The organism is Alkalibacterium sp. m-11, from assembly GCF_054658155.1.
On record NZ_BAAGIR010000351.1, the window covers coordinates 1 to 534 of the forward strand.

Sequence of the window (534 nt, forward strand, 5' to 3'; positions counted from 1 at the left end):
AAGCAGAAGAAGCTATTAATCTTCTTACATCTTTTTCGCTGAGTCATACGACCATTCATACTATCACTCAAAAAGTCGGTGAAACCATTCAAGAATGGACAGAAACAGCACCTCTTCAAGACGAGACATCTCAGAAAGATAAGAAAAAAACGCCTGTCTTATTTATTGAAGGTGACGGGTTAATGCTTACAAAAGGCAAGGAGAAAAAACGTCCTGAGATTCATCGTGTTCAGTTTCATGAAGGGGTAGAGTATAAAGGAAAACAGAAAAGACCTGTCTTAATTAATTCTAAAATGTTTGAGAGTACTGTATCAAGTAAAGAAGCTTTTAAACGTGCAAGCCTTTGGTTAGAGTCGCTGTATGATATACGCGAGACGATCGTCATTTCAAACAGTGATGGAGGCAGTGGTTACGACAAAGATAAATTCCATCAAATCATTGGCAAATGCCAGCGACACGAACATTTTAGAGATGCTTATCATGTAAACGAGAAAATCAAACAACGAATGTATTTTGATAAAAAGATGGAAAAGA

At 36.9% G+C, this 534-nt stretch carries 1 protein-coding gene; it reads left to right on the forward strand.

Annotation, left to right across the window (positions count from 1 at the left end; all coding sequences use genetic code 11):
• Nucleotides 1-534, forward strand: a 534-nt coding sequence (locus tag ACYQ2O_RS12770) for a UPF0236 family transposase-like protein (RefSeq protein WP_459796782.1), incomplete at both ends; no start/stop codon positions are given.